This window comes from Nocardia sp. NPDC019219, assembly GCF_040632645.1.
Taxonomy (GTDB): domain Bacteria; phylum Actinomycetota; class Actinomycetes; order Mycobacteriales; family Mycobacteriaceae; genus Nocardia; species Nocardia sputorum.
Genome location: NZ_JBEYCG010000019.1, coordinates 136,359 through 162,450, shown reverse-complemented (window position 1 = coordinate 162,450; position 26,092 = coordinate 136,359). Strand labels below are relative to the sequence as shown.

At 69.3% G+C, this 26,092-nt stretch carries 25 protein-coding genes and 1 pseudogene; 12 read left to right on the top strand and 14 right to left on the bottom strand.

Annotated elements, in window-relative coordinates; genetic code table 11:
* Window positions 1-192: 192 nt before the first annotated feature.
* Entirely contained in the window at window positions 193-528 is a 336-nt protein-coding gene (locus ABZ552_RS28970; RefSeq protein ID WP_281873298.1) for a hypothetical protein, read from the top strand.
* Between the two features lie 113 nt (window positions 529-641).
* Here ABZ552_RS28970 and ABZ552_RS28965 read toward each other — a convergent pair whose 3' ends face one another.
* Both ABZ552_RS28965 and ABZ552_RS28960 read right to left on the bottom strand, forming a co-directional pair.
* Window positions 642-2,036 carry an MFS transporter gene (locus ABZ552_RS28965; RefSeq protein WP_357441148.1) on the bottom strand — a complete coding sequence of 465 codons (1,395 nt, stop codon included), beginning with the start codon at window positions 2,034-2,036 and terminating at the stop codon, window positions 642-644.
* Between the two features lie 219 nt (window positions 2,037-2,255).
* Window positions 2,256-2,723, bottom strand: a complete 468-nt coding sequence (locus ABZ552_RS28960) for an RDD family protein (protein ID WP_357441145.1) — start codon at window positions 2,721-2,723, stop codon at window positions 2,256-2,258.
* Between the two features lie 44 nt (window positions 2,724-2,767).
* On the opposite strand from ABZ552_RS28960, the gene ABZ552_RS28955 reads away from it, so the two are divergent.
* The 5 genes and pseudogenes from ABZ552_RS28955 (at window position 2,768) to ABZ552_RS28935 (ending at window position 5,613) form a co-directional block, all read left to right on the top strand.
* Window positions 2,768-3,004, top strand: a complete 237-nt coding sequence (locus ABZ552_RS28955; protein WP_357441142.1) for a TetR family transcriptional regulator — start codon at window positions 2,768-2,770, stop codon at window positions 3,002-3,004.
* Between the two features lie 42 nt (window positions 3,005-3,046).
* Window positions 3,047-3,412: pseudogene (locus ABZ552_RS28950) on the top strand (hypothetical protein); the annotation flags it as partial.
* 18 nt (window positions 3,413-3,430) lie between these two features.
* The gene (locus ABZ552_RS28945; RefSeq protein ID WP_357441140.1) at window positions 3,431-4,084 is read left to right on the top strand and encodes a TetR/AcrR family transcriptional regulator; all 654 of its coding nucleotides are present in this window, start codon (window positions 3,431-3,433) and stop codon (window positions 4,082-4,084) included.
* A gap of 229 nt (window positions 4,085-4,313) precedes the next feature.
* Complete coding sequence (locus ABZ552_RS28940; RefSeq protein WP_357441137.1) at window positions 4,314-4,790, top strand: GNAT family N-acetyltransferase; 477 nt, start codon at window positions 4,314-4,316, stop codon at window positions 4,788-4,790.
* Between the two features lies 1 nt (window position 4,791).
* A complete protein-coding gene (locus ABZ552_RS28935) occupies window positions 4,792-5,613 on the top strand; it encodes a hypothetical protein (protein ID WP_357441134.1) in 822 nt (273 codons plus the stop codon).
* Window positions 5,614-5,622: 9 nt separating this feature from the next.
* Here the strand turns inward: ABZ552_RS28935 and ABZ552_RS28930 are convergent, their stop codons facing one another.
* From ABZ552_RS28930 to ABZ552_RS28905, 6 genes are all read right to left on the bottom strand, one after another.
* Window positions 5,623-6,594, bottom strand: coding sequence for an SCO2521 family protein (locus tag ABZ552_RS28930; protein ID WP_357441131.1), 972 nt, complete (start codon window positions 6,592-6,594; stop codon window positions 5,623-5,625).
* Window position 6,595: 1 nt separating this feature from the next.
* Window positions 6,596-7,606: an SCO2522 family protein gene (locus ABZ552_RS28925; RefSeq protein ID WP_357441128.1), complete on the bottom strand. Its 1,011-nt coding sequence runs from the start codon at window positions 7,604-7,606 to the stop codon at window positions 6,596-6,598.
* Window positions 7,607-8,524, bottom strand: a complete 918-nt coding sequence (locus ABZ552_RS28920) for an SCO2523 family variant P-loop protein (protein ID WP_357441125.1) — start codon at window positions 8,522-8,524, stop codon at window positions 7,607-7,609.
* 7 nt (window positions 8,525-8,531) lie between these two features.
* Window positions 8,532-10,382 (bottom strand): SCO2524 family protein, encoded by a 1,851-nt coding sequence (locus tag ABZ552_RS28915; protein WP_281873310.1) that lies wholly within the window; start codon window positions 10,380-10,382, stop codon window positions 8,532-8,534.
* Between the two features lie 407 nt (window positions 10,383-10,789).
* Window positions 10,790-11,158, bottom strand: a complete 369-nt coding sequence (locus tag ABZ552_RS28910; RefSeq protein ID WP_281873311.1) for a hypothetical protein — start codon at window positions 11,156-11,158, stop codon at window positions 10,790-10,792.
* Complete coding sequence (locus ABZ552_RS28905) at window positions 11,151-11,717, bottom strand: RNA polymerase sigma factor (protein ID WP_357441121.1); 567 nt, start codon at window positions 11,715-11,717, stop codon at window positions 11,151-11,153. Before ABZ552_RS28905 ends, ABZ552_RS28910 begins: the two co-directional genes overlap by 8 nt.
* Window positions 11,718-11,998: 281 nt before the next feature.
* Between ABZ552_RS28905 and ABZ552_RS28900 the strand changes: the two genes are divergently transcribed.
* Window positions 11,999-12,964, top strand: coding sequence for a DMT family transporter (locus tag ABZ552_RS28900; protein WP_357441119.1), 966 nt, complete (start codon window positions 11,999-12,001; stop codon window positions 12,962-12,964).
* Window positions 12,965-13,218: 254 nt separating this feature from the next.
* Here the strand turns inward: ABZ552_RS28900 and ABZ552_RS28895 are convergent, their stop codons facing one another.
* Complete coding sequence (locus ABZ552_RS28895) at window positions 13,219-14,556, bottom strand: lipase family protein (RefSeq protein ID WP_357441116.1); 1,338 nt, start codon at window positions 14,554-14,556, stop codon at window positions 13,219-13,221.
* A 657-nt stretch (window positions 14,557-15,213) separates the two neighbouring features.
* Between ABZ552_RS28895 and ABZ552_RS28890 the strand changes: the two genes are divergently transcribed.
* From ABZ552_RS28890 to ABZ552_RS28870, 5 genes are all read left to right on the top strand, one after another.
* Complete coding sequence (locus ABZ552_RS28890) at window positions 15,214-15,861, top strand: TetR/AcrR family transcriptional regulator (protein ID WP_357441113.1); 648 nt, start codon at window positions 15,214-15,216, stop codon at window positions 15,859-15,861.
* Between the two features lie 75 nt (window positions 15,862-15,936).
* Window positions 15,937-16,737 (top strand): SDR family NAD(P)-dependent oxidoreductase, encoded by an 801-nt coding sequence (locus tag ABZ552_RS28885; RefSeq protein ID WP_357441110.1) that lies wholly within the window; start codon window positions 15,937-15,939, stop codon window positions 16,735-16,737.
* Window positions 16,738-16,778: 41 nt separating this feature from the next.
* On the top strand, window positions 16,779-18,203 hold the full coding sequence (locus ABZ552_RS28880) for an FAD-dependent monooxygenase (RefSeq protein WP_357441107.1): 1,425 nt from the start codon (window positions 16,779-16,781) through the stop codon (window positions 18,201-18,203).
* Window positions 18,204-18,264: 61 nt separating this feature from the next.
* Entirely contained in the window at window positions 18,265-19,266 is a 1,002-nt protein-coding gene (locus tag ABZ552_RS28875) for a permease (RefSeq protein WP_357441104.1), read from the top strand.
* A complete protein-coding gene (locus tag ABZ552_RS28870) occupies window positions 19,263-20,024 on the top strand; it encodes a TIGR03943 family protein (protein WP_357441102.1) in 762 nt (253 codons plus the stop codon). The genes ABZ552_RS28875 and ABZ552_RS28870 overlap by 4 nt, the downstream gene beginning before the upstream one ends.
* A 17-nt stretch (window positions 20,025-20,041) precedes the next feature.
* Here ABZ552_RS28870 and ABZ552_RS28865 read toward each other — a convergent pair whose 3' ends face one another.
* The 5 genes from ABZ552_RS28865 to hsaA are packed head-to-tail and all read right to left on the bottom strand — an operon-like array spanning window position 20,042 to window position 26,068.
* Entirely contained in the window at window positions 20,042-21,013 is a 972-nt protein-coding gene (locus tag ABZ552_RS28865) for a fused (3R)-hydroxyacyl-ACP dehydratase subunits HadA/HadB (RefSeq protein WP_357441099.1), read from the bottom strand.
* Between the two features lie 15 nt (window positions 21,014-21,028).
* Window positions 21,029-22,150, bottom strand: coding sequence for a class I SAM-dependent methyltransferase (locus ABZ552_RS28860; protein ID WP_281873321.1), 1,122 nt, complete (start codon window positions 22,148-22,150; stop codon window positions 21,029-21,031).
* The gene (locus ABZ552_RS28855; protein ID WP_357441095.1) at window positions 22,147-23,535 is read right to left on the bottom strand and encodes an FAD-binding oxidoreductase; all 1,389 of its coding nucleotides are present in this window, start codon (window positions 23,533-23,535) and stop codon (window positions 22,147-22,149) included. The genes ABZ552_RS28860 and ABZ552_RS28855 overlap by 4 nt, the downstream gene beginning before the upstream one ends.
* Window positions 23,532-24,866: a class I SAM-dependent methyltransferase gene (locus ABZ552_RS28850; protein WP_357441092.1), complete on the bottom strand. Its 1,335-nt coding sequence runs from the start codon at window positions 24,864-24,866 to the stop codon at window positions 23,532-23,534. The genes ABZ552_RS28855 and ABZ552_RS28850 overlap by 4 nt, the downstream gene beginning before the upstream one ends.
* Window positions 24,863-26,068, bottom strand: coding sequence for a 3-hydroxy-9,10-secoandrosta-1,3,5(10)-triene-9,17-dione monooxygenase oxygenase subunit (hsaA, locus tag ABZ552_RS28845; RefSeq protein WP_281873324.1), 1,206 nt, complete (start codon window positions 26,066-26,068; stop codon window positions 24,863-24,865). The genes ABZ552_RS28850 and hsaA overlap by 4 nt, the downstream gene beginning before the upstream one ends.
* Between the last annotated feature and the right edge of the window lie 24 nt (window positions 26,069-26,092).

Below are 26,092 nucleotides of genomic sequence, written 5' to 3'. Positions count from 1 at the left end.
GTATCAGACTACTCATTTTGTCAGTAAGCAACGTTCTGGCAAATAGGGTAGCAAGCAGGCTGGCACCCGCGCTGGGCGCAGAGGAAGATGATAGTCGACGCGGATCATGGTCCGGCTATCCATGTGGACGCACCACTGGCGGAGAGACTGCGATGTCTGATATCTCGATCGGAGAGGGCACCCTCAGGATGCATGGCGCTTCGCCAGATGGTCGAAAAGGTGCTGGCCGATGTCCAGCACTGTGAAATCACGGTCCGCATGCTGGGCAGCGGATCCCTGTGGAAAAGGAGCACTGCGATGAGCGACGTTTACGCACCTGAAGAAAGCAAGCATTCTTCCGTGCAAGACGCGGTTGAAGAGAAGAAGCGCACAGTGGCACTGAGGCTCGCCAAGACTTGGCACGTATTGGGACCCTATAACGACTTGGGCCCTCTGGTTACTCTTGCAAACAGTGATCCGATCTCGCAAGCGGGAGAATTCGTAACCGCCGCACAGAATGGCAAGTTCTGGGGGTTGTTGTTCTACTGACCGACGATCGGAGTCGCTGCTGCCCGGTAGCCATCCGTTGCAGCGACGCGCGGTCGCAGGGCCAGGCGCGTTCGGCTGCAACACAGAGCGCTCCGAGTGACCGCGATGGTGCTTCATCCATGGCCGAACCGGCAGCAGCGGCCATTCCGACGCCTACAGCCATAGGCAATAGCGTGCGCCGCGGAGTGGTATCGAATCGCTACGAACACCGCGCTTGCCGAACGCCGAGTCCGGCCAGGGACTTCGACCGGTGCCGATGGGGCAACCTCGGTGGAACCAGCCGATTCGGCATCCGAGGACGTAGGTGCCCGGAGAGCGGATCCGGTGCGGGGAGTGGTCAGGGTGACCGCCATGGCGGCTGCGATGGCCGCGGCGGCGAGGGCGGCGGTAGCGGGCCAACCGAACCAGCCGACGGCGGCTGCGCCGGACGCGGCGCCGAAGCTGCCGCCGATGAAGTAGACGATCATGTAGGCGCTGTTGAAGCGCGCTGGGGCGCCCGAGTCGATGGCGAGGACCGTGCTCTGGTTGGCTACCTGGGCCGCGAATAGTCCGGCGTCGAAAAGACCGAGGCAAACGAGGGTTACGACGGTATTCGACAGAAAAGCGCCCAGCGCTGCCGAGGCGGCGATGGCGAGCACGAGCCCGATAGCGATCACTCGCCGCGCGCCGATGCGATCGGTCCACGCCCCCGAGATGCGAGTGGCGGCGACACCGAGCAGTCCGGCGAAGGCGTACAGGCCGATCCGTTCGGGTGAGTACGAGAACGGCGGATGGGACAGCGCGACCGGGAGTCCGGCCCAGATCGTGCAGAAGGCGAAGAACCAGAGGGCACCGCGACCGGCCGCCAGGCGCAGCGTCGGATATCGGCCGTGTAACCCGGGAAGTCCGCGCACCGTCGCCAGATAACCCCCGGTCGCATTGCCCGCTACGGCGGGCAGCGTAAACCAGGCGGTGACCGCGACAGCCGCGCATGCCACTGCGAACGCGAAAAGCGTTCCGCGCCAGCTGATCGCATCCGTCATCCACCCGCCGACGATCCGGCCCGCGAGGATCCCCGCCGAAATGCCCGCCGTCACGACTCCCAGAACCGTGGCCCGCCGCCGTGGTTGCGCGAGACGTCCGGCGATCGAGCTCAATTGCGCACCGACCGATGATCCCGCTCCGATCAGGCCGACTACCAAGCCGAGCAGCCAGGCCGAACCGACCATCGCGCCCGCCGCCAGAGCGATGGCAAGGGTACCGAACTGTGCCGACAACACCCTCCGCGGCGGGAACCGGTCGACCAGCGGTACCAGTAGCGCCAGTCCCACCAGATAGCCGAGCGACCCGCACGCCAGGGCCGTGCCGACCACCGTGAGTGAGGCGTGCAGCGAGCCGGCGACTTCCGCGATGGCCGGTTGCAGCGGATAGATTGTGGCGGTGCCGAGCGCTGCCGCCAGCGCCATGAACCAAACGACGGGTGTCCGCAGCGCGGCGCCCTGTGCGTCTGGCGTCGGATCAGTTTCCATCGCACCGACGCTAGGAGCACCGCGCCCAAGAGTCCGGCGGGAAAACGACGCGATCGTCGCCGTCGTCGGGGGCATCCATGGTGCGGGCAAGCGCGAAAATTTGATCTCGCACCGTGTCGAGTGGGACCGCTCCGAGTGCTGGAGCGCGGCGCACGATCGTAGCTCTGGGTGCCGACGATCGCATGCGGCGCAGCGACCTCGATGGCGCGGCGCTGATTCCTACGCCGGGTGGCGCTGGTCGCGTCGGCGCACCGTGCGCAATCCGCAGGCTTGGCCTACGCTCGCGCCTTCGAGCAGGTACTGCAGCCCGATCACCACGAACCCGAACAACCATCGTGCGACCGTCTGCCATAAACGTGGACGCCGGCCGTCCTTCCATCGCACTACCCGCATTCCGAACAGCAGTTTCGCGAAACTGCCACGCAGCAGCAGTGTGCCGAGTACGTGGTTGGCGAACGACACCGCGAGCACGCACGGAACGAACGCGCCCAGGAATTCCGCGACACCGTCGAAAGCGTGAAAGACGCGTTGCGACAAGGCGAATCCGATGACCAGCGCTATCAATGCGTCGGTCGTCGCGGCCAGGGCGAGGCGGTTCTCCCCCGCCTTGTCCGGAACAGCGGCCCGCGGCGCAGGCGCCTGGTCGCGGGATCGGCTTCGGTCAGGACCGGGGCGTGTTGCGTTCACGCGACGTATTGTGGCCCAGCTCGCCGACTGTCCCCAGTAGTGCGATGCCGCCCCTCCACAACGGGACTTCGTTGCGGTCCGTCGCACGGGCCGCCGATGTGGATCCCACCCTGGTGAATTACTACTTCACCAACAAGTCGGGACTGCTGAAGGCGGCGCTGGAGCCGCCGGAAGCCTTCGGTGCCGACATCCCCTCGGAGCAGGTCGTCCGCCTGATCGCGCCGACTGTGCAGCACTACCTCACCGGCGCCCTGGGCGAGAACCTCCCGGCGAACGCCTGATCGGCGGCGGCTCCAACCACGGCACCTCGCCGACCGCTAACCCGCCAACTCCAGGACCTGGGCGCCCCCGCGGCCGTCATCGAGGCCTGCGCCAGCGACTTCCGGGCGCCGCGCGGTTACGCCCATGTCATCGCCGACCTGCGCGGCACGGTGGGCTCCGGCGGCGTCTACACCTATGCGGGAAGCGTTGCAGCCCATGCCTTGTCAGCGACTGTGGCGATGAACGACCGTCTCCGTAGATCGGCAACACAACGGCAGGTGATCTACCGGCGCGGCCTCTTACGGACGCCGAGGGGATTGTTCTTGGCATCGGAAAGGAGAGTTCCGCTTGGCGCGAACAAGGTCCTCGAGCACCCGGGGGGAGCACGCCGTTCTCCGGTACAGTGCATTCATGTTCTCTTCATATGACCGAGGACCGAGGCGCCCGTGACCAGCCTGGGCGAGAATCCGGCATGGAAGCAGCGCGCCGTCGAGCGCTCGCTACGCACCGCAAAGCTGCGCGCCGAGGAGCGTGTGCAGCGGTTCCTGGACGCCGCCCAGGCGATCATCACCGAGAAGGGCAGTACGGACTTCACGGTGCAGGAGGTCGTGGACCGCTCACGACAATCGCTGCGCAGCTTCTACTTGCAGTTCGACGGCAAGCACGAGCTGCTGCTCGCCCTTTTCGAGGACGCCCTGAGCCGCACGTCCGAACAGCTGCGCGCCGCCGCCGACGGGCGGACCGACCCGCTGGACAAGCTCCAGGTGGCCGTCGAGCTGCTGTTCGAGCTGTGCCGGCCGCACCCTTCCGCGCAGCGGCCGTTGTTCACCGATTTCACATCGCAGCTGCTGATCTCGCATCCCGACGATGTGAGGGTCGCGCACGCGCCGATGCTGGCACTGTTCACCGAGCTCATGGACGCGGCCGGGGAGGCAGGCCAACTGCGCCCCGAGGTCGACTCGCGCCGGACGGCGGCCATGGTCATCCAGACCGTCATGTGCACCGCGCAGTCCGCGGGAGCGTTCGACGAGGAGCCGCAGCATCCGATCACCGGGTCCGAAGTATGGAATTTCTGCGCACGTGGTTTCGCCCGCAGCTGACAGTGACAACGGCGCATTGCGCTTCCCGCCGTAGTAAACCGGCGTCGCGGCGAGCGAACCCGATCGGCCGCCCGCCTCGCGCCATCGCTGCCCGGTTCGTCCGGCCCGGACGCGACACGTGACGACCCACTGCGCCGGGGATCGATTCCGCTGGTTCTACACTGACCCCGCTCGGTGAATGACGTTTAAGCTGGAATCGGACGGCTTATGCCCTGGCAATAGGGAGCGGATGAACATCGCCAAAGCGCCTCAGCCGGAATACCGGCAGGCCTGCTTCGCCGATCTCGACGACATCGCGGCCATCGAGGCCGAGGTGTTCGCCGAGCCGTACCTGTATCTGATGCTGCGCCAGCTGTTCGACCTGCACGGATCCGAATGGCTGGTCGCGGAGGTGGGCGGGACGGTGATCGGGTACGCGCTCACCTTGGAGAAGAAGGGCCGGGCACTGCTGTTCACCTTCGCGGTGGCCAAGCGGTACCAGGGCGGAGGATATGGGCGCGGCCTGCTGAGCCGCACGTTGCAGACCTGCCGGGAGGTGGGAGCCGAAGTGGTGTACCTGACCGTGCGGCCGGACAATCAGCACGCGAGCAACCTGTTCAAACGAGCGGGATTCGAATTCGTCGAGCACGACGACAGGTACTTCGGCCCTGGGGAGCCGCGGGACGTTTTCGAATACCGGCTGAGGAGCCGCCCGCTAGACTCGTGACATGGGGGAGCTCTCACCCTTCGTCGCATCCGTCTCGACCCGGATCACCAGGCGCGCAGACGAATACACCGCCGAGATCGATCGGGGCGGCCGTTCCGAGCAAGAAGAACTCGAGCAGTTCACCGCCCATGTCGAGGCCATCCTGGCCGACTACGACCCACCCAGTACCCGGCGGCACTCCGACTCCCTGGTCTTCCGGCACCTCTACACCGCCGCACGGCAACCGGCGCCCGACGAAGCGGGCTGGCGGGTGCCGAGCGCGATCCCGGCGGCACTGCTGGCGGCCGAGATCGAATTCCGTGGTCCGCTGCGGCTGAGCAGCAGGCAGAACACCATGCTGGCCGAGGAATACGAGCAGTTGGGCGCGCAGCTCTCGGCGGCGGGGTTGCCCGCGCACGCGGCGCTGGCCTACCGGAGAGGCGCCGCGCTGTATCGGATGAACGAGGACGACGAGGCTCAGGACCGCTGCGGTCTGCGCTTGGCCCGTGCCCGCACTCTCGCGCTGCCGCCCGGCCCGCGGCGCTGGACGGGACAACTGTCCTACGTGCTGTGCGGCCACGGTTACCGGCCGTCGTGGCTGCTCGGCTGGGTGGGCGTGCAGTTGCTGCTGTTCACGACCGCCGCTTTGATCTGGAGCGGCGAGCCCTCCCCGGCCGCCACCGTCTACACCTGCGTGACCGCCTTCATCAATCCGCTGGGGCCCGGTGACACCGAGAGTCTGCGCCCGGCCGCCCGGCCGCTGTTCGCGGCGGAAGCGTGGATGGGCACCGTGTCGATGTCGGTGTTCTTCGCGCTGCTGGTGCGCAAATGGTTCCGGATGTAGCCTCGGCCGCTACCACTCGGTGTCGAAAGCTTTGTGCTGCAACGCGTGCAGGGTCGCGACCGCGATGCGATCCCGCAGCCGTGCGACCAGGGCGCTCCACTGGCGGGACAACCCGGGATCGACCTGCAGATCCCGCCACAACGCGCGCATCGATGCCGGGGTGTGGGCTCCCGGCATCCACAGCCCGGTGAGGTCTTCCAGCACCGGAGCCAGCAGGTCGGTGCGTTCCCGGCTGTGCGACGGGAAGCGGTCGGCCTCGGCCAGCGCGTCGGCGACCACGGTCAGCAACCAATCGTGCGCGGCCAAGTCCTCGCAGAACCGTTGCGCCGCATCCAGATCCGCTTCGTCGCGGACGATCATCCGGACCGTGCGGAGAGCGGCGTCGTCGAGGTACAGCGCGGCGGCGGGACCGGCGCTTCCCCCGATCCGCGCGGTCCAGCGCAGCCGGGTGGTCCCGGCTCGCACCGGCGGCTTCTGGTCCAGCCTGGTGTCGGCGCGCAGTCGAGCCAGCAGGCGTTCACTGATGGAGGCCAGGTCCAGCGTGTCGTCGCCGACCGGCCCGGTGAGATATCCCTCGGCCAAAGCCTCGGCAGCGGTGGCCCTTTCGGGAATGCGGCTGATCACCTCCGTCACGCCCTTCCGGCTGAGGTAGTGCGACCAGGTCTGTCTGCGCCGACTGCCCGCACGGATCACCTGAGTACGCGCGGTGGACTGCAGCACGCGTCCACCGCAGAGGACGGCGCTGGTCGCCACCGTGCCGACGATATGCGCGGTCCGCTCGCCCAACGACAGGTCGCAGTCGACGCCCACCGCGGTGGTCGGCGACACCGCCAGCGTGCCCGGCCGCTCCCGCCACCGCACCGTGCAGCCGGGCATCAGCGCCAGCAAATCGCAGGCCTCCGCGCCGGTCAGCGCGGTCGCCGACGGCAGCAGGCAGGTGCGCACCTCACCGAGGACGACCAGAGGCGTGGTCGCGGCCATATCAGGTCCCGTCGAGCAGCAGGTGGGAGAGCCGTTCGCTGACCTGGCGCGGCACCGGCACCGGCGGAACCTCCTCGGCGCCGCGGCCGATGATCTGCTCGAGCACGTCGTCGTCGAGACCGAGGTGGTCGAGCACCAGCCGCACGGCGTGCTCGATACCGATGTATCGCTTGGGCAACATCGACAGGGTCTTGTAGGCGGCGAAGGGCGCCGCGGCCGGGTTGAGCTGCACCACCGGCGGGATGTCGTGCCAGCGGCGCGGCGTGCGGTCTTCGCGGTGCCATGGTTGCGGATCCACCACGGCCTCACCGTGATAGCGCAGCATGCCGAGTCGCAGCAGATGCCAGACGGCGGCCAGGAAGGGGCACGACCACCTCGTCACGGTCACCCCGTCGACGACGTGCTTGCTCCACAATTCCACGTCGAGAAAGATCGAGTGCTCCCGGCGGCCGAACTCCTCCGGCGGCTGATAACTGCGCTGGCGCATGGCTTGGCCGCGTTCGTCCTCCGACGACCGGCGGCCGTTGCACAACCACCCCGATTCCGCGGTCGGCGGCCTGCGGCCGGTGCTCGGCGGCGCGGGCTCGGCGACGATGCGCGCGGCCACCAGCTCCGCCACCGGGATCGGCTCACCGAACGCCACACCGTCGACGAACCTGGCGGCGCGCCAGCAACCGGACTCGCGCGCCAGATAGTCGATGACCAGCCCGGACTCCTCCGCGGCGGCCAGCAGTTTGGCGAGGATGGCGGAGGGGTCGGTGTCGGGCTGGAAGTAGTCGTCGATCAGGTAGCAGGTGCTCACCCTGGCGTTCGGACCGTACTGCACCTTGGCCGACTCGACGAAGGCCGCGACCAGCGGGACGATGCGGCGGAACTCCGCGCCGACCCGTTCGATATCGGAGGTGATGTCGTTGGGATAGAAATGCCCGACCTCGATCGACAAGTGCGACAACGGGATGGAAGCGATTCGGGGCTCCTCGGTCGCCTCGCTGTAGCCCTGTGTATCCCGCATCTACAGCCTCTCCCACGTGGCGATGTCGATCAGCCGGCGAGCCAGTTCGGCATAGGCCAGGGCGGTGCCCTCGTTGGCGATCTGTGCGTTGACGTCGGCGTCGAGGATGAGCTGCTCGCGCCGCTGCAACACCGGCTCGATCGGGGTCGAGCCCAGGACCGCCGTGGTGCCGAGCCGTTTGGCGGTCGCCAGCCGCCGCAACGCGGTGTCCTGTTCTTGCAGCCACGCCGCCTGCGCCGGGCGCTGGGCGACTCCGTCCCAGTTGGCGTCGGGCACCGCGGTACGCACGTAACGCACCGAGCCGAGCAACTCCTCCGGGTCGTGTCCGCATTCGGCGCCGGCCTTCAGCAATCCGTGCGAGCCGTACACCAGGCCGGCGGCGGCCAGGATGTGCTGGCGAGTCCAGCGGTGGAAGATCAGCCAGCGCGCGGTGCGCTCGCGCAACTGCGGCAGGGCGGTGGCCTGCAGCGCGATCTGCAGCGCCGCGGAGCGTCCCGCGCTGAGATCCACGATCACGACGCGGAATTCCTGATCCAGCGCCACCAGCAGTTCGGCGCACCGCTGCACCACCGCGTCGTCGTCGGTGAGGAACTCGGCGCCGCCCTCGTCTCCGGGCAGCAGCACCAGCCGGCCCGAATTCGGGGCGATGCGCCGCAGTTCCGGCCGATCGGTGGCCGCGCCCACGTCGACGCGGGCCACGGTTCCGCTCTCTCCGAGCAGGTAGGAATGCACGCCGCCGCGCGGCACGCCGCGTTCGGTCGAGCTGATCTCGAACAGCGCACCGGCGGTGGGCGAGCCGAGGTCGAAGTCGGCGTAGGCGACGTTGAGACCGGAGCGGCACAGCCGGTAGGCGATGTTGCAACTGGTCACCGACCGTCCGGTGCCGCCCTTGTCGGAGGTGGAGAACACCAGCACCATGCCGCCCCTACCGTGTCGCGTCCCGGCGGGCGTACGCCAGTTCGTCGAGCTGGACCAACGCCTGTGTGGCCAGGCTGTACGCGGTGCCGGGACGATCGCGCAGCACGCGCCGGGCCCGGTCCAGCGATTGCCGGATCCGGTTCACCGCGGCCTGTTTCGGCGACAGATCCTGGCCTTCGACCTCCAGTTCCTCCTGATTGAGCAGATGCTCGGCCTCGCTGAGCAGATCCACCGCGCGGGCGACCATCGCCTGGGGCGCCAGCGGAGGTTGCTCGAACGTGCTGTACGCGATGACCAGGCACTCCATCACGCGCTCGGTGACGAACCAGGACGGCCCTTCCGGCAAATCGTCCGCCGTGCCGACCACCCGGCCGATGTCGTCCCACAGCCCCACTACCGGCCCGTCTCGCAGCACGCGCTGGTCGAGGTGGTCCATCGCGGCTTCGGCCAGCGCCATCAGCTGGTCACGGGTGTCCACGTCGGTGCGCAGGCGTGCGGCTTGCAGGCAGCGTTTGAGCAGCAGAGTCGCGAAATCCGGGACGTACCAGACCAGTTGCACTCCTTCGGCGACCTCCTCGCTGCCCGTCAAGCCCAGCCGCACGCCCGGATAGTGCAGCGGCGCGGCCGGATCATCGACGGTGAACCGGCTGGTGATGCGCCCGCGGCGGCCGAGCTGGTCGAGCACGGCCACCGTGCGCGCCAGATCCTCGGTGCTGTCCCGGTAGACCAGGTCCTGGATGAGCATCGCGGTGATCACGAGACTGAAGTACTCCGATTCCTCGCCGTCGGCGGTGCGCCACGGGATGTCCTCCAGCGGCCAGCGGCCGCTGCCGAAGCGGGCGACCCTCGACCAGTAGTTGCGCGTCAGCTCCAAACGCAGTTGCAGCGCGTCGGCGAGGACGCGCTGCTCGTCGGTGAGCAGATCGAGTTCCCGGATACGCTGCGAGGACAGGTCGAGGATGCCGTCCAGGGCGACGGCGGTGAAGTACAGGTAGGGACGGGATTCGGCGTGCCCGGCCACGCTGCTGGTTCTCCCGGGCACCAGGTCGATGGGTTCGGCGCTGCGCACGATGCCCCAGCTCCATCCGCATTCGAACAGCCGTCCGTCGTCGGCGATATCGATCTCGGTGGTCTGGCTGAGCCTGACCTCGTTGGCCGCCTGCACCCGCAGGCGTTCCAGCTGCGTGGACAGCCGTTCGATGATCTCGTCCGGCGACGTACGGGTCTGGTTGAGCATGTAGACGATCGACTGCCCGAACTCGGTGTGCGGCTCCGGGGTGTGGATGACGAAACTGCGGACCAAGCCCGCCATGGCGGCGGTGAGCCGCGCGCTGATCTGCTCGATCACCACCGGAATCCGCTCGCGCAGTTGCCGGGCCTCCCGGCGGACCTCGCCGCTGACGAATCGCAGGAATCCGCGCAGGAACCGCAGCGCCGCGATGCACAGGCTCAGCGACATCGAGTAGGAGTCGACCACCTCCACCGCCGATTGCGCCGCGCTGAGCGGGCTGCCGTCGCCGCAGCGGAGATAGGAGCCGCTGGCGAAGATCGGTTCGCCGTCGGGTCCGGTGTAGCGGCGCAGGTAGTCCTCCACCAGATCGACCAGCACACCGCCGATGCGGGTCTCCTCGCCGAACGGGGCGAGCGCGGCCTTGACGTCGGAACTCATGTCGTTCGGTTGGTCCAGCGCGAACGCTTCGATCTCGGTCGCCGGATACAGCAAGCACAGCAGTTGTTCGGCGTCGCTGATGGAATTGGCGCCGTCGCGTCCGCCCCAGACCCACTTTCCGTCCGGGTAGGAACAGGCGAGCACCGCTCGCCACAGCTCGAGCAGCTGCTGCCTCGGCCGAATCCTCATGTGCTGTCGGACCTCGCCCCCGCGTTCGACCGGCTGCGCCGGACGTCGTTACTTAGAGTGTGCCCCGGGAAGGATCACTTAGCCAAGCACCGTTTACGACGCGGCGTTTGCTACGAGATATCCGGCCGCGCAGGCGCTTCCGAAATTCGAAGACGAGGTGCCGCCTCGGCGGTGACTGCGATGCGGCGCACGGAACTGCGGCGGGGCCGACCGTATTCGCGAAGCGTCGCTCAGGATGCTCTGTGCGCGGCTACAGAACTGTTCACGCGTCGGCCTGAGCGAACCGAAGATCCGCGCACTCGAGCCGGTGGCGTCGTCGGAGCAATTCGGGCAGTCACGCGGCCGCCGGCGAAATCCGAGCGCACCCCGAAATGACGTGCGCTCGGACTCGGAGGGCGACGGCTGCGTCAGTCCTGCCGCGAGAAGCGCCGCGAGGCGAACTCTGCCACATGATCGGAGGACAGAGAGCCGAACGCGGCAGGCGCCCGATCGTCTCTCCCGTGCTCGGCCCCGCCGTGTCCAGCTGTGGTCAATCGGCACTGACCGTCGGCGCACGACCGCTGCAGGCGGCCCCGCGAGACGGTCTGCATCAGTCCGATCAGCCAGCAGGTCGGGCATCCGCGCAAGGCGAGAAATCCGACCGGTGCGAGCAGCAAGCTGAACGCCCCGACGACCGGCATCAACGCGATGGCGCCGATCAGCGCGCCGAATCCGATGACGCCGCGGGCCAGGTGCCGTGGCACCGAGGCGCTGGCGAAACTTCGCTCGTCAGTCATGTACTTCGCTCCTTTCCGGAGTCGGCTGCGGTGTATTCCGCAGCTCGTGCTGGACCGCCGCTCGGGCGCGGTGCAGACGTGATTTCATCGCCGCGACGCTCGAGCCGAGCATGTGCGCGACGATCCGGCCGCTGTATCCCTGGACGTCGCGCATGATCAGCACCTGCCGCTGGTCGGCGGGCAGGGCGGCGATCACCGCCGCCACCCGGCGCGCTTCGAGCCGCCGCACGGCCTCCTCCTCGGCGGACGCCACGGCGGAATCCGGGATCGGTTCGAAGTGCCGGGTCACCATGCGCCACTGCCGCAGGCACTCGTTGCGGACGATGCGGAACATCCACGACGCCAGCGCGCCGGAGGCCCGCAACGTCCCGATCTTGCGGTAGAGGATGATCAGCGCCTCCTGCGCGGCGTCCTCCGCGTCTTCGGCGGACGCGCACAGGGTGTGGGCGAACCGGCGAACATGCGGGTAGGAACCCGACACCAGTGCGGTGATGGCCGCGACGTCGCCCTCTCGGGCGGCGGTGACCAATTGCTCGTCAGGCCAGACGCGGTCAGTCACGGGAACGGCTCCAGCGGCGGAACAGGGTGACGCTACACCAGCCGACCAGCAGAACGGCGACGGCGATGGCGGCAACGATCACGACAACCTCCTCGATCCGTGCCGGCCCGGTTGCCGGCACAACTATGAGAGGACCGGACGTCGTCAAAGGATTCACACCGAATCTCAGCACACCGCGCCGGGCTCGAAGCAGCGCTCCCCGAACCGGTCCTCGGCTCGGCACTCCCCCGGCGCGAAATATTCGGATGTTCCCTTCGATTCTCCGGTTGTAGCGTCGAGTGATGGTCGATATCGCCGAACGGCGACAAGTGCTCGGGGCGGTGTCGCGCGCGGCTCGGGCTCGGCCTCGGTCGGCGATGGCCGTCGGTGCGCTCGGCGTCGCCACATCAGGGATCTTCATCGGCTTGTCCGGCGCCTCGCCGGCCACCGCCACGTTGTTCCGATGTCTGCTCGCGCTGCCGTTGCTGTGGCCGCTCGCCGGCGCGGAACGCGCCACAGAAGGGGCGCTGCCCTGGCGGCGCGGTGCGATCGCGGCGGTCGCCGGGGTACTGTTCGCCGCCGACGCGCTGCTGTGGACGCAAGCGATCGCCGAGGTCGGCGCCGGGTTGACCGCGGTGCTGGTGAACGCGCAGGTCGTCATCGTTCCCGTGCTGGCCTTGCTCATCGACCGCGAGCCGGTGCCGCGCGCGTTCCTCGTCGTGCTGCCGTTCATGGCGGCGGGCATTCTGCTCACCGGTGGCCTCTTCGAGACCGGAGCCACCGGCAGCGCCCCAGCCTGGGGCACGGCCCACGCCCTCCTCGCCGCCTTGTGCTATTCGGCGTTCCTCTTCCTCCTGCGGCGCGGTGGGCACGGCGGACAGGTGGCGCAGTCCTACCGGGTCGTGCTCGCCTCCGCGGCCGTCGTCGGGGCAGTGTGGCCGGGCGTCACCTACACGCCTGGCTGGGGGCCGCTGGGTTGGCTGGCCCTGACCGCGGTGTGCGGGCAGATCGGTGGCTGGCTCTTGATCGCCCTGGCCACCTCGCAGCTGAGCAGCACGGCGAGCGCGGCCATGCTGCTGCTGACCCCCGTCGGCGCGATCGGCCTGGCCGCTGTCGTCCTCGGCGAACACCCCACGATGCCGCAGCTGCTCGGCTGCGCCCTGATCCTCGCCTGCGCCTACGCGGCATCCACATCCGGCTCCGCGCGGCGCCGGATCGTCGTCACCGTCCGGAAACGGCTGAGCGTCCTTCGGGGCCACGCCATGTGAAAGCCCGCGTATTCGTCCGCCTTTCACGGCCGACGGCCGCGCTGGTGACCGGCCGCGATCACAGTGCCCTTGCCCCTTCGGGCGAGCCCGCGACCGGCTCGTCACGGGCGCGGGCTCGGCATGCAACATCAGGTTCCCTGCGGTCACGGTCGCGCTGCGGCCGGGCGGACGCGTGCAGCCGGTTCAGGAGGTGAACCCGCCGTCATTCGACAGCTGTCGAATGACGGCTCCGCTGGGCGTGGGCAGAACGATATTCAGTCGATGGTGCAGCCGGAGACAGGCTTTCCGGCGAGGCGATCCAGCAGATAGGTGATCGCGTTGTCGGGACCGAATCCGTCGATCATCTCGGGTCCGAAATGGTTCGGAACGGTGGCGCCCGGCAGGATCGGCGGCAGGTCGTTGGTGCGGAAGGTGACCGTAGCGCCCTTCGCGCACCAATCCTCGGCGAGCCGGCGCGCCTGGCCGTAGGGGACGGTGTCGTCGTTCAGGCCACTGGTGATCAGCACCGGCGTCACCGGAGTGTGGTTGCCGACGCGCATCTCGGCCAGGACGGGAGCGGCCTCGGGAATCGCGGCCAGATGCTCGGTCAGCGAACGGCCGTCGTTGGTCATCGCGCCGGTCCTCATGAAGGCGTGCCGGGTGATGATGTCGCCGATGCATTCGTCGCTGAGCGTCTCCAGCATCGCGCGCCCAGCGGGGCTGGTCACCCGGTCGACGGCCTTCTGCAGTTCGGGATAGCGGGCGAGCAGACCGTTGATCGCGAATCCGATGGCGCCACTGATGAGCGAGCCGTCGATGCGCTCGAGGATCGCGGCCAGGTCCGCGACCGGCCCGCCGGCCCAGGTCCCTTTCAGGGCGAGTTCGGGCGCGTACTCCGGTTGCAGCTCCGCCGCGGCCGCGGTGGCCCCGCCGCCTTGGGAATAACCCCACAACACCAGCGGTGTCTCGGGACCGACTCCAGCGAGGTTGTTGGCCGCGCGGGCGCCGTCGAGGACGGCATGCGCCGACTCGATCCGGTTGGCGTAGGTGTGGATTCCCGGTGTGCCCAGACCGATGTAATCGGTCACCAGCACCCGTGCGCCCAGACCGCTCCACACCACCGAGGCGGGCAGTTCCTGATTGGCCGACAGGCCCGGCGAGGGGTCGGTGAACACCGTGACCCCAGTGGAGAAGGCCACCGACATCGCGCAGCGGTCGCCCTGGCCGGAGGTGCCCGGGCCGATGACCACCGTCGGGCGCGGCCCCGGCCCCTGCCAGGGACCGGTGGCGTCGATGAAAGTTCCCGACACCGCGACCGGCGACCCGTCCTGCAGCCGCGAGGTGTACATGACGTGCTGCGCCTTGCCCGGCCATCCCTTGTCCGTGGGCAGCGTCGCGAACAGCGCCATCGGCGCGGTCTTGATGATCGCGCCCGGTTCCGGCGGGATCTGCGCGGGCGGGACGTAGAAGTCGCCCACCGGGGCGGCCGCGGCCTCGCGCGTGTCCATCCCCACCCCGGTCACCACGGCGACGCACACCGCGGCCACCGCCACCGCCACCGGAGCGGCCCAGCGCCGCAACCCCGCCCGAGAACGCCCATGCTGTCGATACATCGATCAACTCTCCGTGAATTCCACCCGGCACCGTCGCCGGAGTGACCTCAGCCGCGATAGCCGCTGGACATGAGACATGTCACAACCGCAGGCCCACCGTAGAGTAACACGATTACTACGCCTATGAATCCAGTTGGTGTCAGATTTTCGCTCAGCGCGCCGACCTACCAGCTCGCCGGCAGCTCGTACAACCCGTAGGCCACCCGGTCGTGCTCGAGCTGCACTTCTTCGAAGGAATCGCCGAGCGCAGGACGGGAATTCGCCGCACCAGCGCCCGGCCGACGGTCGGCGATTCCGCCCGGGCGATCCGCTGCCCCACACACTGCCGCGGCGCCCACGGCATCACCGGCGGGCATACCCCGACCCCGGTGGGAACCTGGCCGCCGCGTACACCTCGGCAAGTCGGCGCACATCGCGAACTCGCTGCTCACGGAAACGGGAGTAGTTGTCGCGCAAAGCTTCTCGCCGGTCGGCGGCCTGGCGGCCGGTCGACTCACCGGGTAAAGTGATCGTTGTACTCTTCTCGTGGCAGCCTGGTCGCCGCTTGGCGGCACCGCACATGCAGGAGGAATGCCGGATGGTCGTCCCCGAAGTACCGATCCCACGACGCGAACCGGGCGACGCGGCAGCGCATCCGGGCGACTCGGCCGACCGATCGTGACGACCCGGGACGTGGCGGTGCACCGCCGGTTGCGTTCGGACAAGCGCGCTTCCATCTTGCGAGGAGCCCGCGCGGTGTTCTGTCGCGACGGCTATGCCCGCGCCTCTGTCGATGCCATCGCACGCGAATCCGCGGTTTCGACGCGAACCATCTACAAGCACTTCGCTGATAAGAAACAGCTGTTCACCGCGGTGATAGTCGACAGCGCGGCGCACGCGCGCGCCAGTCGATGCGCTGCGATCGAACACCACCTCGGCGAGATGGTGGACCTCGAGGCCGATTTGATCGCCCTGGGCCGGGCGTTTGTCGTCGGTGGCGACGAGCACCACTTCGCCCTTGTCCGCCAGATCCGCGCCGAGGCCGATCACATTCCCGGCGCGGTCCTCGACGCGTGGCTCGACTCCGGCCCGCGCGCGGTACATGCCGCGCTGGCCGAGAAATTCGCCCAGTTGGCCGCGCGGGGCGTGCTTCACCTCGATGATCCCCAGCGCGCGGCCGTCCACTTCGTCCTGCTCGCCGCGGGCGAGGCCAACGACCGAACCTTCTGGGGCGCCGTAACTGCCGAGCCCGGTGTCGTCGAAGCCGACGTGACCTCAGGCGTCCGTGCCTTTCTCCGCGCCTATGCAGCCGCTTCCACCCATTGAACCGGGCGCAGCGCGGCCGCCGGGGCGACGGCGCCCTGGCCACCTCGATCGCCGACGATACGAAAGGACCCGATCATGTCCCCAGTGGATCTGGCGTCCGCCAGAGTGCTGCTGACCGGCGCCACCGGCGGTCTCGGTCACGCGGTGGCGCGTGAACTCGCCTCCCGCGGTGCGGCTCTGGTGCTGACCGGCCGTCGCGCCGACACCCTGTGCGCGCTCGCCGCCGAGCTCGACGCCACGGTGATTCCCGCGGATCTGTCGCACCACGAGGACCTCTCGCGCCTGCTCGACCAGGCCGGGCCGGTGGACGTGCTCATCGCCAACGCCGGTCTACCGGCAGGCGGGCATCTTCTCGACTTCTCCGCAGCCGACATCGACCGTGTCCTCGAGGTCAACTTGCGCGCGCCGATGCTGCTCGCCCGTCAGTTCGCCGTGCAGACGATCACCCGCGGGAAGGGGCACATCGTCTTCATGGGCTCGGTCGCGGGCCTGCTGCCCGCACCGCGCGTGAGCCTCTACAACGCCACCAAATTCGGCCTGCGGGGCTTCGCGCTCGGCCTGCGGCACGATCTGCACGACGCCGGAATCGGCGTGTCCATCGTCGAGCCGGGATTCGTCCGTGACGCGGGGATGTTCGCCGAGAGCGGCAGTCGGCTTCCACCCGGAATGCGAACGGCCACGCCGCAGCAGGTCGCCGACGCTGTCGTCCGCGCCATCCGGGAGAACGTCGATGAGATCGTCGTCGCCCCGATCGAAACGCGACTGCTCGCCACGGTCGGATCCATCGCCCCGAGGTTGGTCGCTCCCGTACATCGCTTCCTCGACTCCGAACGCCTCGGCACCGATCTCGGCAGCCGATTCCACCACGAAAGCTGATTCTCACCACCATGTGGTGACTTCCGAGAAGGAGGTCGGGTGTGCGTCATCACCAGGTCGTCGTGGTCGGCGCGGGTCCGGTCGGATTGTGGCTGGCGGCGGAACTGCGCCTCGGCGGCGTCGACGTGCTCGTGCTGGAGGCGCGCGCCGAGCCGGACCCGAACTCGAAAGCGCTGGCGATCCACCCTCGCACTCTCGAAATGCTGGCGTCGCGAGGGCTGCTCGACCGATTTCTCGCCGAAGGCAGCCGGATTCCGAGCGGGCACTTCGCCGCGTTGGCCACTCGGCTGGATTTCCGGCTGCTCGACACCCCGTACCAGTTCACGCTGTCACTTCCGCAAGTGCGCACCGAACAACTCCTGGAAACGCACGCTCGCTCGGCCGGAGCCGACATCCGGCGCGGGCGTCGCGTCGCGGGATTGACCGCGCGAACCGAGTCGGTCGTCGTACACCTCGATGAGGGAGCCGCCATCGAAGCGGAATGGGTCGTGGGATGCGACGGGGTCCGCAGCACGGTACGGCAGGCCGCGGGCATCGCCTATCCGGGAACCGAATCCACGATGCTGGGCTGGCTCGGCGATGTGGAACTCGCCGACCCACCACCGCAGCCCGTCCTGAGCGAATGGACCGAGGCGGGCCTGCTCATGGTTGTGCGGCTGCCCGGTGGCTGTTATCGCCTGATCGGTATCACGCCCAAGGATCTGCGCACCGATCGGCCCGGCGCACTCACCCTCGACGAATTGCGGGCGAAGACCCTGGCGATCGCGGGCACCGAGTGGGGGATGCACTCCCCCACGTGGTTGTCCCGCTTCGGCAACGCCTCGCGGCAAGCCGAACGCTACCGAGCCGACCGGATATTGCTCGCCGGTGACGCGGCACACCAGCACATGCCCGCGGGCGGGGTCGGAATGAATCTCGGCCTCGCGGACGCGATGAATCTCGGCTGGAAGCTCGCCGCCACCGTATCGGGGCGAGCACCCGAAGGCTTGCTGGACACCTATCACACCGAGCGGCACCCGGTCGGCGCCCGGGCATTGCGCAGCACCCAAGCCCAGGCGGCGCTGATGACTTCCTTCTCGTCGGACGGCAGGCAGTTGCGCACCCTGTTGTCCGACCTCATCGGCAACCGACCCGAATTCGCTCGCACGCTCGCCGAGCAGCTGTCCGGACTGTCGGTGGCCTACCCCGCCGCACCCGGCGCGCACGCCCTGACCGGTCACCGCGCCCCGGACCTGCCGCTCGCCGACGGCCGGTCGCTGTTCACGGCTCTCACCGACGCACGCCACGTCCTGGTCGACATCGCCGGCGGCCTGGGGCCGGTCGGTGAGCTACCGCTCGCGCGGGCGGTTCCGATCCACGACCGACCGGAGTGGGCAGGGGTGACAGCGGCGCTGGTGCGACCCGACGGCTACCTGGCCTGGGTCGGCAGCCACGACACCGGACCGGTCACCGCAGGCCTGGTCTGATGGCGACATAAACCACTGCACCACAATCCGTTTCGGCGGCACGTGCTGCCAGGATGGAGGAGTGCTCGCGCAGAATACGCTGAACTCGGTACGGACGAGAGTGTCCTCGACCTACGTGCTCGCCGCGCTGATCGTCCTGGCGGTGGGCCTGCAAGCTCCCCTGGTCCGCGTAGTCGGGTCCTCGGCGCGGTGGCAGACCGCGGTGACGGTCTTCGCCGGCGTGTTCGTGCAGGCGGTGCCGTTCTTGGTGCTGGGGGTCCTGGTCAGCGGCGCGATCGCGGCGTTCGTCTCGCCCGCTATGCTGCGGAGGGTGCTGCCGCGCAACGAGTCCGCCGCGATCGGAGTGGCCGGCCTGGCCGGTATGGCGCTGCCGGGCTGTGAGTGCGGGGTGGTGCCGGTCGCGCGGCGGCTCACCGAGCAGGGAGCGCCGGGTTCGGTGGCTCTGGCCTTCATGTTGTCCGCGCCCGCGATCAACCCGGTCGTGCTGATCGCCACCGCGGTGGCGTTCCCCGGCGAGCCGGGTATGGTCGCGGCGCGGTTCACCGGCTCGCTGGCCACCGCGATGGTGATGGGACTGATCTGGTCGAGGATCGGACGGCCGGCGTGGCTGCTACCCGGCGGCAGGCACGACCACTGCGCGGTGGGCCGCACCCGCTGGGAGGTCTTCACCGAAGCCGCTCGCCATGACCTGTTGCAGGCGAGTGCGTTTCTGGTGCTCGGCGCCGCGACCGCCGCCGCGCTGCACGTGCTGGTTCCGCCCGCCTGGTACGAGCACCTGGCCGGTCGGATGGTCTTGGCGGTTGTGGTGCTGGCGGTGCTGGCGATCGCGCTCGCGCTCTGCTCGGAGGCCGACGCGTTCGTCGCGGCGAGCATGTCGGCGTTGCCGCTGCTGCCGCGACTGGTGTTCCTGGTGGTTGGCCCGGCGGTCGATGTGAAGTTGTTCGCCATGCAAGCGGGCGCGTTCGGGCGCTCGTTCGCGCTGCGGTTCGCTCCGTTGACTTTCGTGGTGGCCGTGCTGTGCGGCACGATCGCCGGATACATTCTGCTGGGAGGCGCTCGATGAGGCGGGAGACACAGAATCTGCTGTTGCTGTTGATCGGCGGCGCGGTCTTGTGGACCGCGCTCGACGGCTCGTACCTGCGCTATGTGAAGCCGAGCCTGTATCCGTTCCTGGTGGTCAGCGGCGTCGGATTCATCCTGCTGGGACTAGTGGCCATCGGGCGCGACATCAGGCACGGCGCGGCGGCGGCCGCCGACGAGCACGACCACGCGCACGGCAGTGGCCGGGTCCAGTGGCTGCTGTTGCTTCCGGCTGCCGCACTGCTGCTCATCGCTCCGCCCGCCCTGGGCGCCCAAGCGGCGGTGACCAGCAGCCGGGTCCAGGTCGTGTCACGCGAATCATCCAGCGCAGGACCGGAGCAGCGGTCGTTTCCGCCGCTGCCCGCGGACGCGGTGCCTGCGCTGCGGCTCGTCGAGCTGGTGAACCGGGCGCTGCTCGACGCCGATCGCTCTCTGGACGGCAGGGAGGTGCTGGTCAGCGGATTCGTCATGCGGCCCGACGATCCCGGTCGGCAACGACCCGGCACGCCCGACGCCGACCTCGCCCGAGTAGTCATCACGTGCTGTGTCGGCGATGCCCGATACGTGCAGGTCCACTTGGCCGGGATGACCGAAACGATCGAGGACGACGCGTGGCTCGAGGTCCGCGGTTTCGTCGAGCCGGGGAGCGCACAACACGATCCCGACCTCGTACCGACCCTCCGCGTCACCGGCTATCAGAGGGTGGCCGCGCCGGAACACACCTACGAACAGGATCGATGAAGCGCCCGCGACAAGGATCACCTCGTGTACACGGTGGCGGTGGCGCCCGCGAAAACCGCGACATCGTCGCACTGCGCGGTGAGCGATATGGTCGCCCGCCCGGTGGCGTCGTCGACGGATCGGACCACGCCGCCGATGGAGATCTCGGCCATGCTGTCGGACGCCACCGGAACCGGGCTCGCGAACCGCACGTAGTAGCCGACGACGCCGTCCGCGACGCCGAGCCATTCGCTCAGGCACGCGGCGCCGAGACCCATCGTCAGCATGCCGTGCGCGGTCACCATGCGCAGACCCGCGTGCCGGGCGGCCTCGTCGCTCCAATGAATCGGATTGACGTCGCCGGAGACCCCGGCGTAGTGCACGAGTTCACCGCGGGACAAGCGGAACACGCGGTCGGGGAATCGTCGTCCCACTGTCAATCCCGGCACGGCGATGCGGGCGTTCCCCTCCCTCGTGAGCGAGGTCGACCGCACGGCTTGCGGCGCGAGCCGGGCCGCCGCCGGTACCGGAAGGTCGAGCATCGCGAGGGCCCGCACGGTCGGTGCCAGTTCCTGAGCGCGCCCGGCCAGGGTGGTGTGCACGGTCTGCACCGGGTTCGCCATCCCGTCGCGGATGACGGTGGTGACGGCGATGAGGTCACCACTCGGTGTGGACCGCCGGGAATCGACGACGACCTCGTGCGTCAGCCGATCTCCCGCGACCACCGGGCGGTGACAGCGGATGTCCTGATCCACGTGGAGCAGCTGCGCCGGGTCGTAACCGTCGAGCGCGGCCCGCATCTGCGACCGTTGCGCGAGAGAGCCGACCGCCGACGCGAAGGTGATCGGCGCGACCAGGCCCCGATGACCGAGCGCGGCGGCGCTGGAATCGTCCCAGTGCGCGGGATGCGAATCCTGCACGGCGCGAGCGAATTCCCGGATCTTCTCCCGGGCCACCTCGTAATGGTCCGAAACGCCGTGATCATCGGTGACGGCATGGCGCGGGAACATGACGGACTCCTCGGGTCACCGTGGGGCGCGAGCGGCGAAGACCCGCTGGCCGTGCGCGGCCAACGCGTGTTCCGGCCCGGGCAGAACCAGCCGGGCGGGCAGATCGGCCGCGACGAGCGCGGCACGCCACTGGGTTTCGGTCAGAAAGATGCGGTCGGTCCCCGCACGCACGTCATCGCGACCGGGGCGTACACCGCCGGGACGGGCGGACATCAGGAAATGCATGGAGGTGAGCAACTGGCAGTGTTCACGGCAGGACTCGATGACGACGAGGTGCCCGCCGGGGCGCAACACCTCCCGCAGCCCTCCCAACATCGCGCCGCAGTGGTGGGCGTTGTGCAACACGTTCGCGGCCAGGATGACGTCGAAGGATCGCTTCGGCGGCAACTCGGCATTGAGATCGAGCAGGCCGAACCGTAGCCAGGGGTAGTGCGAGAAGCGCGCCCGGGCGGCATCGAGGAAGAACGACGACACATCGGTGAAGTGGTATTCGACGGGAAGACCGTCGAGCACCGGGAGAAGGTCGGCGGTGGTGCCTCCGACACCCGCGCCCAGTTCGAGGATGCGGACGGGGTGGCGATCGGCGGCGAGTGCGTCCACGGCGCGGGTGACGATCGCGCCTGCCGCCGCGTTCAGATATCGGTTCACCGGATTGTCCCGGTACGCGGCCTCGGCGGTGAGCAGGTCGGCGTCCGGGAACAACAGCTCCTGGGCGAGCACTCGGTCCCGTAACAGATCGAGCGCATGGCGATTGGCTGCCGCGAAGAAGCGCGCCAGCTGCGGGGAGAACCCGAGGTCGGCGCACACTCGATCCAGATCGGCGCGACGCGGGGCAGCGGCCTCCCGCAGGGACGAGTAGGTTTGTCCGTCCTGGTGTTCCAGCCATCCGTGCGCGGTGAGCACGCCGAGCCAGCGCCGCAGCAGCCACCGATGTCGTGGTGCGACGTCCAGTGCTGCCGCGATGTCGTCCTCGGTGCGCGCCGCACCGCCGGACAGCGCCGGTCGCAGTGCGGCGGCCATGGCGCGCAGGCCGAACAGATCGAGGTCGTCGCGGGCGGAAAGGCAGTGCCGCGCATCGAAATCGGCGACCGCCGCGGCGGCGTGCGCAGCGATGTCGATGGCCTCGCCGGCGGTCATCGCGCCTCGTTCAGCGGCGGGATGTTGTGATTGCAACGAAACAGGTTGTCGGGATCGTAGCGGTGTTTGAGCTGTTGCAGTCGCGGATAGGAATCGCGATGGTAGGCGCGGCGCACCCGTTCCGGTGAGGCGGTGTCGTCGAGGATCCCGATATACGGCCCGCCCGCCGAACCGTCCTGCAGCGCGGCCACGACCTCGGCGATCCACCGGCGTGACGGGTCCAGATCCGTCCCGGCCGGCCCACCGGAGAACATGACCGCGTGGTAGGCGGCGTCGTGGTAGCCGAACGCGGTCGCGTCCACCGGCACACGGCGCAGCGCGCCGCCGAGTTGATGTACCGAGACCAGCGAATAGGGGGTGGGCATGTCGGCCGCGAGGTCGGTGAGGGCGTCGATGGCGTCATCGTCGAACGCGCGCAGCCATTCCGTTCCGGTCGCGGTGCCGTGGCCTTCGTGGAATGCCTGCTCGGTATTGCGTTGCAGCTGCGGGTAATCCAGCCGCCGGATGAGGTCGAGCTCCGGTTCGCCCAGGCGCTTCAGTCCGGCCAATGCCGCGCGGGCCCGGTCGTCGGGCCCGAAGTACGCGACCGTCACCGCGGCCATCGCAGGCCCCTCGGGCGCGGTGGGCGGCCAGTGCAAGAGGGTCGCGCGCAACGCCAACTCGTCCGGGGCTTGGGCACAGAGCTCCCGGAACTCGCGGAACACGGCGCGCCCGGACTGCAGCCGGAACAGCAGCGTGCCCGCGTGCACGGAGCCGATCGGATGCAGTTCGAACTCGACCGACACGACGACACCGAAATTGCCGCCGCCGCCGCGCAGCGCCCACAGCAACTCGGGGTGATGGTCCTGGGTAGTGTGCACCAGTCGGCCGTCGGCCAGCACCACGTGAGCCGAGCGCACGCTGTCACAGGTGAAGCCCGCCATCCGCTGCAGCCAGCCGCTGCCGCCGCACAGCGTCGAGCCGATCACGCCGACCGTGGACACGTCCGCTCCGGTCACGGCGAGGCCGTGCCGGTGGCAGGCGCGATCGAAATCCGCCCAGGTGACGCCCGCGCCGACGGTGGCACGCCGGGCGATCGGATCGATGGTGATCGTGCGCAGCCGCGACAGATCCAGCAGCAGCGCGCCGTTCGCCGCGGGGTGACGCGCGACTTCGTGGCCGCCCCCGCGCACCGAAACGGCCATGCCGTGCCGCCGCGCACTCGTGACGGCGGCGCGGACGTCGGGAACCCCGGCGCAGCGTACGACGGCGGCGGGCCGCTGGTCGACGGCCGCATTCCAGCGCTGCCGGGCCAGGTCGTATCCCGGATCGCCCGGCGTCAGGACGGCGCCTCGACAGGTCGCGCGCAGGTCGGCGAGATGGTCCGTCGATCGGATAGCGGTCATGTGGCGGCGAACTCCTCGGAGACGACGATGGAAGGCGATGCCGTTGCGCCGCGGAGCAATTCGAGATAGTCCGCGAGGACCTCCGGCATCCGGCGGCGCACATAGCGTGTGAACGGGTCGTTGCAGGCGACGAGCGCTTCGGCGTCCATCTCGACCTGGTGGTCCGGGCGGCCTGCGGCCAGCAGCCGCGCGTCGGCCGAGTCGAGCAGGACCGCGCATTCCGGCGGCAACGCCGCCGCGAGCGCAGCGGGCGCGACCGCGTCCGCGGCGTCGGGGACGAGCAGCGCGTTCGGTATGCCGGTGACCATGGTCGCCTCCCGGCGCACGGTGTCGGCGAGCGCGGCGATCCGGTCGGTGGCGTCGCGGCCGGGAAGCTCGCGCCAGGCGACGGTACGGTGCGGGCCCGGCGGTGGCGCGTCCACGGTGAGCACCACGTCGTAGCGGTATCGGGTCAGCTCGGTATCGTCTCGCATCGGTTTGGCGTAGCAGGCGACCCGCACCGATCGAGGATGCCGGCGGGCGATCCGGGTGAAGAGGCGAGGATCGCACAGCAGTTCTTCGTCCGCGTCGAGCCGGGCGGCGGCCCGCCGCGCCAGATCGTCGGCACTCAGGCCGGGATCGCGGGCCAGTTCGAGCCAGCGAGCGAAATCCCGCGCCCCGAGGAGATTGCGGATGTCACCGACGACGACAGCGCCTCCGGGCGCAACCACGTCGAGCGCGTCGTCGAGTACGGCGGTGAGGTAGCGCTCGTCCGGGAAGCACTGGGTCACGCTGTTGAGCACCACGCAGTCCGGCCGCCCGCTCGCGTCCAGCGCACGCAATGCCGCGCGCACCCGGTCGGTGCCGAGCTCGTGCGCGGCGGCGCGCAGCACCGAGACGCCCGGCAGGCGTCGATCGCGCAGTCTTTCCACCACGGGCGCGGCCGGGTCCAGGCCCACGTAGCCGCGCGTGGACGGAGCCAGACGGTGGACGAGAAGCCCGCTGCCGCAGCCGATCTCCAGCACCGTCCGGGGCCGACCGCGCCGCACCAGCCCGACGGCGTGATCGATCCACTCCAGCATGTGCTCGCGCGGGAACGCCGCACCGGTGTCGGAGGCGCGCCATCCGGACAGATCGAGATCGTCGCCGTGGCGCAGCTCCTCGGAGGAGTAGACGAACTCGTACACGTGCCGCCAGTGCTCGAGATACTCGACGAGCAACGCGCCTGGCCCGGGTCGCACCGCGAGGGCCTCCGGGGCGGGCCGCACCACCAGCGCCGCGCGCCGCTCGCACCACCGCGCCGAGTCGACCCACGGGTGCCGTCCGAGTACGGCGGCCAGCTCGTCGGTCACGGCTGGTGCGCCTGCGACACGGCCGCGAGCTCGGCCGCGGCGAACATACGGTACACGCGCTCGGGATCGTTGGCCGCATGCGCTCGGCCCCCGTGCACGTCGCGCCAGAAGCGCTGCACTGCGCTGTCGGGGCGCAACGCCCGGCCGCCGGAGCTTTCGAACAGCCGATCCATGGCGGCCACGGCGCGCTCGGTGCCGCGGACCTGATCGCGGCGCAACCGCAACCGATCACGCGGTCCGATGGGCCGGTCGGCCGCCGCCAGCGCGTACATGTCGTCGATGTTGCCGGTGAGCTGACGCCAGGCGGCATCGATCTCGGTCGCGGCGAACGCGATCCGCTCCAGTGTGGCCGGGTCGTCGCGGAACTGGTCACCGCGGTAGCCGGTGTCCTTTCGCGCGTCGCCGGGCAGCGCCGCCCGCACCCGGCCGCTCTGCTGCTCGAGATACGCCCGGTAACCCCCGCGCGCCATGCCGACGATGGCCGCGGTGATGGCGCTGGTGTGCAGGCAGCCGAACGGGATCCGGTACAGCGCACCGCCGTTGACCTGCTGGCCCGGTGTTCGGCACGCGGTCACCGCATCCGAGGAGAGCGCCCGGTGGGCGGGCACGAACACCTCGTCGACATGGATGTCGTTACTTCCGGTGCCGCGCAGACCCACCGCATGCCATACATCCGATACGCGATAGTCACCGGCGGGCACCAGGAACGTGCCCGAGTCGACCGGCTCGCCGTCGACGATCACCCGCGCGCCCAGCAACGCCCACCGCGCGTGGTCGCAGCCGGAAGCGAAACCCCACGTGCCGCTGAGCTGGTAGCCGCCCTCGACGGGAACGGCGGTGCCGGTCATGGCGTACGAGGAGCACAGGGGGACGTCGACGCCCGATCCCCACACCTCTTCCTGGGCGCGACCGTCGAACAGTGCCAGGTTCCACGGCGACACACCGAGGACAGCGGCGACCCATCCGCTCGAGCCACATGCGGAGGCCAGTTCGGCGGCCGCGGTGTAGAAGACGGCCGGATGCGCCTCGAGCCCGCTGTAGCGCCGCGGGCGCAGCAGGCCGAAGAATCCCGTAGCGGTGATCTCTTCCAACGATTCGATCGGAATCCGTCTGGCCAGCTCGGTGTCCTGGGCACGCTTGCGCAGCGTCGGCAGCAGGTCGCCGACCGCGGCCAGCACCGCGGCGGTGGCGTCGTCGGTCATTACGTTGTCCTCCATAACGGGTCG

What these genes read in the sequence shown, in the direction of transcription:
- ABZ552_RS28970 (WP_281873298.1), top strand. Translation starts at nt 193, where the DNA reads ATGGCGCTTCGCCAGATGGTCGAAAAGGTGCTGGCCGATGTCCAGCAC.
- ABZ552_RS28965 (WP_357441148.1), bottom strand. Translation starts at nt 2,036, where the DNA reads ATGGAAACTGATCCGACGCCAGACGCACAGGGCGCCGCGCTGCGGACA.
- ABZ552_RS28955 (WP_357441142.1), top strand. Translation starts at nt 2,768, where the DNA reads ATGCCGCCCCTCCACAACGGGACTTCGTTGCGGTCCGTCGCACGGGCC.
- ABZ552_RS28940 (WP_357441137.1), top strand. Translation starts at nt 4,314, where the DNA reads ATGAACATCGCCAAAGCGCCTCAGCCGGAATACCGGCAGGCCTGCTTC.
- ABZ552_RS28935 (WP_357441134.1), top strand. Translation starts at nt 4,792, where the DNA reads ATGGGGGAGCTCTCACCCTTCGTCGCATCCGTCTCGACCCGGATCACC.
- ABZ552_RS28930 (WP_357441131.1), bottom strand. Translation starts at nt 6,594, where the DNA reads ATGGCCGCGACCACGCCTCTGGTCGTCCTCGGTGAGGTGCGCACCTGC.
- ABZ552_RS28925 (WP_357441128.1), bottom strand. Translation starts at nt 7,606, where the DNA reads ATGCGGGATACACAGGGCTACAGCGAGGCGACCGAGGAGCCCCGAATC.
- ABZ552_RS28920 (WP_357441125.1), bottom strand. Translation starts at nt 8,524, where the DNA reads ATGGTGCTGGTGTTCTCCACCTCCGACAAGGGCGGCACCGGACGGTCG.
- ABZ552_RS28915 (WP_281873310.1), bottom strand. Translation starts at nt 10,382, where the DNA reads ATGAGGATTCGGCCGAGGCAGCAGCTGCTCGAGCTGTGGCGAGCGGTG.
- ABZ552_RS28910 (WP_281873311.1), bottom strand. Translation starts at nt 11,158, where the DNA reads ATGACTGACGAGCGAAGTTTCGCCAGCGCCTCGGTGCCACGGCACCTG.
- ABZ552_RS28900 (WP_357441119.1), top strand. Translation starts at nt 11,999, where the DNA reads ATGGTCGATATCGCCGAACGGCGACAAGTGCTCGGGGCGGTGTCGCGC.
- ABZ552_RS28895 (WP_357441116.1), bottom strand. Translation starts at nt 14,556, where the DNA reads ATGTATCGACAGCATGGGCGTTCTCGGGCGGGGTTGCGGCGCTGGGCC.
- ABZ552_RS28885 (WP_357441110.1), top strand. Translation starts at nt 15,937, where the DNA reads ATGTCCCCAGTGGATCTGGCGTCCGCCAGAGTGCTGCTGACCGGCGCC.
- ABZ552_RS28870 (WP_357441102.1), top strand. Translation starts at nt 19,263, where the DNA reads ATGAGGCGGGAGACACAGAATCTGCTGTTGCTGTTGATCGGCGGCGCG.
- ABZ552_RS28865 (WP_357441099.1), bottom strand. Translation starts at nt 21,013, where the DNA reads ATGTTCCCGCGCCATGCCGTCACCGATGATCACGGCGTTTCGGACCAT.
- ABZ552_RS28860 (WP_281873321.1), bottom strand. Translation starts at nt 22,150, where the DNA reads ATGACCGCCGGCGAGGCCATCGACATCGCTGCGCACGCCGCCGCGGCG.
- ABZ552_RS28855 (WP_357441095.1), bottom strand. Translation starts at nt 23,535, where the DNA reads ATGACCGCTATCCGATCGACGGACCATCTCGCCGACCTGCGCGCGACC.
- hsaA (WP_281873324.1), bottom strand. Translation starts at nt 26,068, where the DNA reads ATGACCGACGACGCCACCGCCGCGGTGCTGGCCGCGGTCGGCGACCTG.